Source organism: Acidimicrobiia bacterium, assembly GCA_040881685.1.
Classification (GTDB): domain Bacteria; phylum Actinomycetota; class Acidimicrobiia; order IMCC26256; family PALSA-555; genus SHVJ01.
This window is the reverse complement of the sequence record JBBECS010000052.1, coordinates 2,268-9,946: the sequence shown is the minus strand read 5'-3', so window position 1 is coordinate 9,946 and position 7,679 is coordinate 2,268. Positions and strand designations below refer to the sequence as shown.

Sequence of the window (7,679 nt, the reverse complement as noted above, 5' to 3'; positions counted from 1 at the left end):
ACGAAGCCGTCGAGGGACATCGACATGTACAGCACCGTCGAGGACATCGTTTCACCCCTTGTGTTGGGTTGGAGCGTCGGCGGTCTGCCGGCGTCCACCGCCGGCCAGCACTCGGGGAACAATTTGTCACGCCGCGGTGCCCGTGGGTGCGCTCGCTCGTTCGTCGGCTACCAGTAGAGCAACCAACCGGCGTTCGCGGGAACTGGGCTACCCACGCAGTGGCCGGAAGAACGCCCGGAGGTCCTCCACGACGAGCTCCGGCTCCTCCGCCGCCGCGAAGTGGCCACCGCGATCCATACGCGTCCAATGGACGAGGTTCGCCTGGCGCTCCGCGAGGGCGCGCGGCACGTGGAGCAACTCGTACGGGAAGACGGCGATGCCGGTCGGTGCCTCCAGCGTCGGGTGGCGATCGTGGGACGGTGTCCAGGGCATCCGGAACGAGTCGGCGTAGAAGCGGACCGAACCGCCGAAGGTGCCTGTCAGCCAGTAAAGGGCGAAGCTGGTGATGAGTTCTTCCTTCGTGAAGCGGCGTTCGACGTCGCCGCCGCAGTCGCTCCACGCCCGGCGGCGCTGGAGCATCCAGGCTGCGAGGCCGGCCGGTGAGTCCTGCATGCCCCACGCCAGGGTCTGCGGCTCGAAGATGTGCGTGAGGAAGTGGGTCATGTTCGAGGGCGCGGGGCGCTGGAGGTCGAAGTAGTCCACTTCCTCGGGCGCGAAGGAGTCTCGGGTGATGCTGCCGAGATCGGCGCCGATGAGCGCCGGGAACGTGAGATGTGTGCCGACGATGTGCTCGGCGAACTCGTGCGCGAGCTGCGCGCTCACGTACGCGCCGGAATCGCCGCCGTGCGCGCCGAACCGCTCGTATCCGAGCTCGGCCATGAGCTTCACCCACACGCCCGCAGTCTCTCGCCATCCGACACCCGGGCGAGACGGCGACGAGAAGACCGAGCCCGGCAGCGACGGCACGATGACGTCGAACGAGTCGGCGGGATCACCGCCGAAGCGCTCGGGGTGGGCGAGCGGCTCGATCACCTGTGCGAAGTCCCAGAACGTCCACGGCCAACCATGCGTGAGCACGAGGGGCAGCGGCGCGGGCCCCGAGCCACGCTCGTGGAGCGCGTGCACCGTGACGCCGTCGATCGCGCCCCGCACGTGCGGCCACCGGTTCATAGCAGCTTCGTGCGCGCGCCAGTCGTACTGCTCGAGCCAGTAGACGACGAGCTCGCGGAGGTACAGGCCGGCGACCCCGTAGTTCCAGGGATCGTCGTCGTCGGGCTCGTCCGCCCAGACCGTCGCACGTAGCCGTTCGTCGAGCAGTGCGAGACGCTCGTCGGTGATGTGGATGCGAAACGGCTCGAGTGCCAACGGTCAGGTCCCCCGCTCCGAGGCGCGGTGTTTGGTGGGTTGTTCTAGCGTGCCGCGCACAGAGCGGCGAGCAGGAGGGTGTGCGATGGCGGTCGACATGTCGTCGGGCCTACCCGATGAGCGCGACTTCATCGTCGCCGAGTGCCCCGACGTCCCCATGTGGTCCGAGAACCTGCTGTTTGCGCTGTGGGACCCGCACGCCGACGTCGCGATGTGGTTGCACCTCGGGACGGTGCCCGGGAAGTGGACGATGTGGGAGGACCGAGTGCTCGTGATGCTCCCCGGTCACGATGGCGCGCTTTCGTTGCGGGCGTACCATCACACCGCGCCGGAGCGACGTCCGGCCGGGCCTGGGCTCGAGTTCCGCCAACGCGAGCCGTGGCGTCGGTGGCACGTGACGTTCGACGGCTATGGGCTCCACACGCCCGAGGCCGAGATGCTCGCCGGGGTCAGCCGCGACGGTCCGACGCAGGCGTTCGCGGTCGACCTCGACATCGAGTGCGTCACGCCGGCATGGGACGCGCGCACCGGGAGCCAGCTCGAGTCGGGCACGGGCGACATGGACCACACGGATTGGGCGAGCGAGCACTACGAGCAGCTGGTGCGCGCGACCGGCACGGTCACGCTCGAGTCCGGCGATGTGGCGTTCTCCGGGTACGGCTGGCGCGACCACTCCCGCGGGCCGCGCATCTTGGCGAAGACGCTCGACGCGTGGGGTGGTCACGTGATCCTGGGGTGCGTCTATCCCGAGAGCGGTCGCGCCTGGGGCCTGTCGCGCTACTACTCGGCCGACGGGCTGATCACGCTCGAAGGTGGCTACGTGTTCGTGAATGACATGTTCGAGCACGCGCGGGTGGTGACCGCGCCGCGGTTGCGCGAGCTCCAATACGACGGCGAGGTGATGCCGGTCGCGTTCGAGTCGTCCGGTGGTCTCGCCGAGCTGCGGATGGAGTGCGACCACACGCTCTGGACGTCGATGCAGCGGGGCTTGGCGGTCGGCAAGGATCTCGAGGGACTCGGTCTCATGTACGTCCTCAGTCATGGTCGGTGCGAGTGGGACGGTGAGACGGGCTACTTCTACAGCGAGCGCGCCGACCAGCTGAACGCGCTCGCGCCTGAGCCACACCACGCAGCACCGTGACCGAGCCCACCTGGGACGTTCATCTGAAGGAGCAGACGCAGGCGCTCGGCCGCGTCGGCGAGGGCCTCGAGGACTGGATGCGGCAACGCCTCGATGACCCGGGGCTCACGATCGGCGCACTCCGCACGCCCACCGGCACCGGCGTGGCGAACGAGACCGTGCTGTTCGACGCGCTCCGCACGACGGGTACGAGCGAGGGGTACGTGGCGCGTCTCGCGACCTCGGATTCGCTGTACCTCGACTACGACCCGTCGCTGCACTACCGCATGTACGAAGCCATGATGGCGTTTCCTTCGGTGCCGACGCCCGACGTGCTCGGCTACGAAGCGGATGCGGGAGTCGTCGGGGCGCCGTTCTTCGTGATGGAGCGGATCGACGGCGAGATCCCCACCGACGCACCGTCGTGGGCCAGCGAGGGGTTCGTCGTCGACGCGGAACCCGATCAGCGACGCGCGCTGTGGGAGCGCACTGTTCGCATGATGGCCGAGCTGCACCGCCTGCCGGCCGAGCCGTTCCTCTTCGTCCGAACGAACGCGACCGAGAGCGGCGTTGGTGATTGCCTGGACTTCTGGATGCGCTCGCTTCGTTGGGCCGCGCTCGACGAACCGATCCCACTCGCGCAGGAGTGCGAGGAGTGGTTGGTCGCCACGCAGCCGGACGTCACCGCCCTCTCGTGGGGTGACAGCCGGCTGCCGAACGTCATCTACCGCGACTTCACACCTGTTGGGCTGCTCGATTGGGATCTCGTGTCACTCGCGGGACCGCAGTGCGACGTTGCGTGGTGGATCACCCTGGACCCACCGGAGAGTCGTGACCTCGACGGCATCGGCAGCTACGACGAGCTCGTTGATCTCTGGGAGGACGCGACCGGCCAGCGCGCCACCAACTTGCACTGGTATCTCGTGTTCGGCGCGTACCGGCTCGGCGTGGTCTTCGCCAAGTTGTTCTCCATGATGGTGGAGAAGGGGCACATGACCGGCGACGCGGCGCGCGCAGAGCTTGCGCACGGTCTGCACGTGCAGTTCATGTCGGGGCTGCTCGAGCTGACACCACCGCCGGGAGTCACTCCTCGTGTCCCGGACGTGCGCGTCGATCGGTGAGCTCGTCAAGCTGGTCGACCGTTCTGACCGCCGGACCACCGTGAGTCTCGCGTCGTGCTCTTCGGGATGTCGACAGCTCCCGCGCCGCCGTCTCGTGGCGTGGTACTGATGCTCCGTGCTCGCCGGTCCTCAATCAGTCCTCAGCTCGACGAGAACTGGTGAGCAACGATGCGAATCAACGAGCAACGAAATCGCAGGTCGCGGCCCATTTCGGTGCGTACCTGCAGGTCAGCGAACTGCGGCGAACAAGCCGGCGTACCGGCCGGCTCACCACCACCTCTCGTGAGACCGCGACGAAGGTCGGCTACAGACTCACTTCTTGATGTAGGCCTTGAACACGTCGAGGCGCGGCGCGCCGAACACATCGGGGCGGAACACCACGTTCGCGACCACATCGGGGTTGTACGCGTTGATCCGTGGGGTCCAGACGAGGAAGAGGCTGAGCGCGTTCTCGAAGACGTACTCGTCGAGGTCCCACCATGCTTGCCGGACCTCGTCGGTGCCCTCAAGTCGGCGCACGTCGTCGACAAGCGCGTTGAGCTCCGGGTCCTCGTAGTTGCACAGGTTGCCGACGCTGCCCGCTTGCAGGCTGCGGGTGACCTTGTCGAGCCCGGCCCGCCCGAAGGGAACGAGCCCCGCGTCAGCCTTGACCTCGACGAAGAACTCCTGCACCACGTCTGCGAGGTTCACGAGGTTCGCGGTGATCCCGGCCTTGGCCCACTGCTCCTTGAGGACCTCGGCAGCTCGCTGCTGCTCGGGAAGCGGGCCGGTGTAGAAGTCAAAGGTGAGATCCTCGGCACCAGCCCGCTTGAGGAGCTTCTTCGCCTTGTTGACGTTGTAGGCGTAGATGTTCTTCAGCTTCGGGTTGAAGAGCTCGCTTCCCTGGGTCCACGACGCCCACACTGGCTCGCTCGTTCCCTGGTAGATGAGCTCGTTGAGCTCCTCGCGGTCCGTCGCGAAGTTCAGGGCTTGGCGCACCTCGACGGAATCGAACGGCGGCTTGCTCTTGCACAACGATCCGTAGACCTGGGAGGAGTCGCTGGCCAGGCTGACCACTTCGAAGCCCGCGCCTTCGAGCGGACTCACTTGGTCGAGACTCGTGAGGGACGAAGCGTCAACCACATCGTCGAGCAGCGCGTTGACCGTTGCCTGCGCGTCGGTCGTCGTGACCTGCACGAGCGTCACACCGGCGAGCTTGATCTTCTTGGCCTGGAAGTAGTCGGGGTTCTTCACGAACACCACTTCGCGCTCGGGTGTGAACGACTCGAGCGTGAAGGGGCCCGCGCCGACCGGCTCGTCATCGAGGCTGGTGCCGCTCTGTGCCGCGGTGGGCGACACCACGAAGGTCTCACCGTGCGCGAGGAGGTTGTAGAACTGGCCCGCGGTCGGCGTGCGCAGCGCGATCGTTAGCGTCGTCGGGCTGTCGACCGTGATCGTCTCCACCTCTTGGAGCTCGACGCGGAACGACGCGACGTTGTCCGTGGCCATGTTGCGCTCGATGCTGAACTTCACCGCTTCGGCATCCAACGGTGTGCCGTCGGTGAACGTCAGGTCCGGCTGCAGCTCGACTTCGATTGTCTGGGGATCGACGATGGTCGCCGACTTGGCGAGACCTGGTGAGTACGAGCCGTCGGCGTTCTGGCGGAGCAGGGAGTCGTACAGGAATCCCTGGCTGTACCAGTTGTCGGGCGACCCCACCGTCGTCGGGTCGAACTTGACCCCGCCGAGCGCAGTGAGATCGACCGGGATCCTGAGCACACCGGCCTTGTCGACCGCGCCAGAGCCACGCTTGGACGCTGCACCAGCCGAGCCGCCGGCGATCACGGCGGCGCTGAGCGCCATCGTGGCGGCAAGGACGGCAGCGAGACCGCGCCGCGCGCGACGTGCCCCGGAGTGTGACGTGAATGGAGTCGAGTTCATGTTCCCCTCAAGCGACGTGACTTCCAGCTACCTGCGATCCATGGCCCGGCGATCAAACCGCGCTCGTCAAGAGGCGCGGGAGCCTAAGACGGGTCCGCGTGCCCCGCAACCCGAGTGCGAAGGCCCATCACGGTGTCGCCAACGAGGCGCGGACCGTCGGTGTGCAAGTGACAGAAGACAGTCGTGCCGTCCGGTGTCACGAACGCGGGGGGGTCGATCGTTCGGCACACCTCGAGCACGTGAGGACAACGTGTGTGGAATCGGCACCCCGAAGGCGGCGCCGCCGGCGACGGCATGTCTCCCTCGAGCACGATGCGTTCGCGAGCTCTCTGACGCACCGGGTTGGGGATCGGGATGGCGGACAGCAGCGCCTCGGTGTAGGGGTGCTTCGGGCGGCGGTACACGTCGTCTGCCGGACCTTCCTCGACGATCCTCCCGAGGTACATCACCGCGATTCGAGTGCTCACGTGTCGAACGAGCGCGAGGTCGTGCGCGATGAACAGGAACGTGAGCCCGTGCTCATGTTGGAGATCGGCGAGCAGGTTGATCACGTCGGCCTGGATGGACACGTCGAGGCTGCTCACGGGCTCGTCGAGGATCAAGAGCTGCGGCGAGACCGCGAGCGAGCGCGCCACGGCGACGCGCTGGAGCTGACCACCCGAGAACTCCCGCGGGTAGCGATTTCGATGCTCCGGGGAGAGCCGCACGGCCCGCAGCAGCTCGCCGATCCGCTCGGTGCGGCCGGCGGCGTCCAGGTCGAGGTAGGTGCGCATCGGCTCGGCCATGCTGTCGGCGATCGTGGCGAGCGGGTCGAACGAGGAGTACGGGTCCTGGAACACGACCTGCATCCCGCGCCGCATCGCTCGGATCTTGCGTTCTGGCAGATGCGTGATGTCCGTGCCGTCGAACCTGACCGTGCCCGACGTGGCGTCGAGCAGGCGGAGCAGCACCCGACCGAGGGTCGACTTGCCCGAGCCCGACTCGCCCACGAGTCCGACCGTGCTGCCCGCGTCGATGCGGAGGTCCACACCGTCGACCGCTTGCACCTGGCCAACCGTGCGACGCAGCACGCCGCGCTGGATCGGGAAGTGCTTCACGACGGCGCTGGCTTCCAGGAGCGCGGTCACCGCGCACCTCGCAACGAGAGATCATCGACTCGAATGCACCGCGCACGATGGTGCTCGCCCGCGGCTCGAAGCTCCACGGGCGCGCTCGAGCACTCCGGGATCGCGTACGGACAGCGCGGGTGGAACCGGCAGCCTGTCGGCATCGCGGTGGGTTCGGGTACGACGCCTGGGATCGCCATGAGCCGCTCGTCGTGCTCGGCTACTTGTGGAATCGCGGCGAGCAGTCCCTCGGTGTACGGATGCTGCGGGCGTGCGAACAGCTCCTCGACCGAGGCTTCCTCGACGACCTGACCTGCGTACATCACGACGACGCGCGAGCAGAGATCGGCGATGACGCCGAGGTCATGAGTCACGAGGACCACCGCCATGCCGAGCTTGGACTGGAGCGACCGCAGCAGATCGAGGATCTGGGCTTGCACCGTCACGTCGAGGGCAGTGGTCGGCTCGTCGGCGATCAAGAGCCTCGGCTCGCACGAGAGCGCCATCGCGAGCAGGGCACGCTGTCGCATCCCACCCGAGAGCTGGTGCGGATAGTCCTTCACCCGCGCCTCCGGAGCAGGGATGCCGACCATGTCGAGCAGCTCGATCGCGCGCACCCTCGCCTCGTCCATGGTCATCTTGCGGTGCAGACGAATGGTGTCGACGAGCTGTGTCCCGATGGTGAACGCAGGATTCAGGCTCGTCATCGGGTCTTGGAACACCATGGCGATCTCGTTGCCGCGGATCTCGCGCATCTGCGCGAGCGAAAAGGTCAGCAAGTCGCGGTCCTCGAACATCACCGAGCCCGAGACGATGCGGCCGGGTGGCGACGGCACCAACCGCATCACGGCCAGCGACGTCACGGTCTTGCCCGACCCGGACTCACCCACGATGCCGAGCATCTCCCTGGGCGCCACACCGAAGCTGACCTTGTCGACCACCGTCGCCGGCCCGGATTCGGTGAGGAACTCCACCGAGAGCTCCGAGACGTCCAGCAATCCGTGGCGCATCGTGACGACGGACGATGCATCCGCAGGCTGTGGTTCG

6 protein-coding genes are annotated in these 7,679 nt (G+C 67.1%); 2 read left to right on the top strand and 4 right to left on the bottom strand.

What is annotated here, in order from left to right; all coding sequences use genetic code 11:
- Window positions 1-207 precede the first annotated feature (207 nt).
- Window positions 208-1,365 carry an epoxide hydrolase family protein gene (locus WEE69_13755; GenBank protein ID MEX1146359.1) on the bottom strand — a complete coding sequence of 386 codons (1,158 nt, stop codon included), beginning with the start codon at window positions 1,363-1,365 and terminating at the stop codon, window positions 208-210.
- 85 nt (window positions 1,366-1,450) lie between these two features.
- Between WEE69_13755 and WEE69_13750 the strand changes: the two genes are divergently transcribed.
- Both WEE69_13750 and WEE69_13745 read left to right on the top strand, forming a co-directional pair.
- Complete coding sequence (locus tag WEE69_13750; GenBank protein ID MEX1146358.1) at window positions 1,451-2,506, top strand: 6-phosphofructokinase; 1,056 nt, start codon at window positions 1,451-1,453, stop codon at window positions 2,504-2,506.
- Window positions 2,503-3,606 (top strand): phosphotransferase family protein, encoded by a 1,104-nt coding sequence (locus WEE69_13745; protein MEX1146357.1) that lies wholly within the window; start codon window positions 2,503-2,505, stop codon window positions 3,604-3,606. The genes WEE69_13750 and WEE69_13745 overlap by 4 nt, the downstream gene beginning before the upstream one ends.
- A 312-nt stretch (window positions 3,607-3,918) precedes the next feature.
- On the opposite strand, the gene WEE69_13740 is transcribed toward WEE69_13745, so the two are convergent.
- The 3 genes from WEE69_13740 to WEE69_13730 all read right to left on the bottom strand — a co-directional run bounded on the left by WEE69_13740 (window position 3,919) and on the right by WEE69_13730 (window position 7,642).
- Complete coding sequence (locus WEE69_13740; protein ID MEX1146356.1) at window positions 3,919-5,526, bottom strand: ABC transporter substrate-binding protein; 1,608 nt, start codon at window positions 5,524-5,526, stop codon at window positions 3,919-3,921.
- 83 nt (window positions 5,527-5,609) lie between these two features.
- On the bottom strand, window positions 5,610-6,653 hold the full coding sequence (locus WEE69_13735; GenBank protein ID MEX1146355.1) for an ABC transporter ATP-binding protein: 1,044 nt from the start codon (window positions 6,651-6,653) through the stop codon (window positions 5,610-5,612).
- Window positions 6,650-7,642 (bottom strand): ABC transporter ATP-binding protein, encoded by a 993-nt coding sequence (locus tag WEE69_13730; protein ID MEX1146354.1) that lies wholly within the window; start codon window positions 7,640-7,642, stop codon window positions 6,650-6,652. Before WEE69_13730 ends, WEE69_13735 begins: the two co-directional genes overlap by 4 nt.
- Window positions 7,643-7,679 lie beyond the last annotated feature (37 nt).

What these genes read in the sequence shown, in the direction of transcription:
- WEE69_13750 (MEX1146358.1), top strand. Translation starts at nt 1,451, where the DNA reads ATGGCGGTCGACATGTCGTCGGGCCTACCCGATGAGCGCGACTTCATC.
- WEE69_13740 (MEX1146356.1), bottom strand. Translation starts at nt 5,526, where the DNA reads ATGAACTCGACTCCATTCACGTCACACTCCGGGGCACGTCGCGCGCGG.
- WEE69_13730 (MEX1146354.1), bottom strand. Translation starts at nt 7,642, where the DNA reads ATGCGCCACGGATTGCTGGACGTCTCGGAGCTCTCGGTGGAGTTCCTC.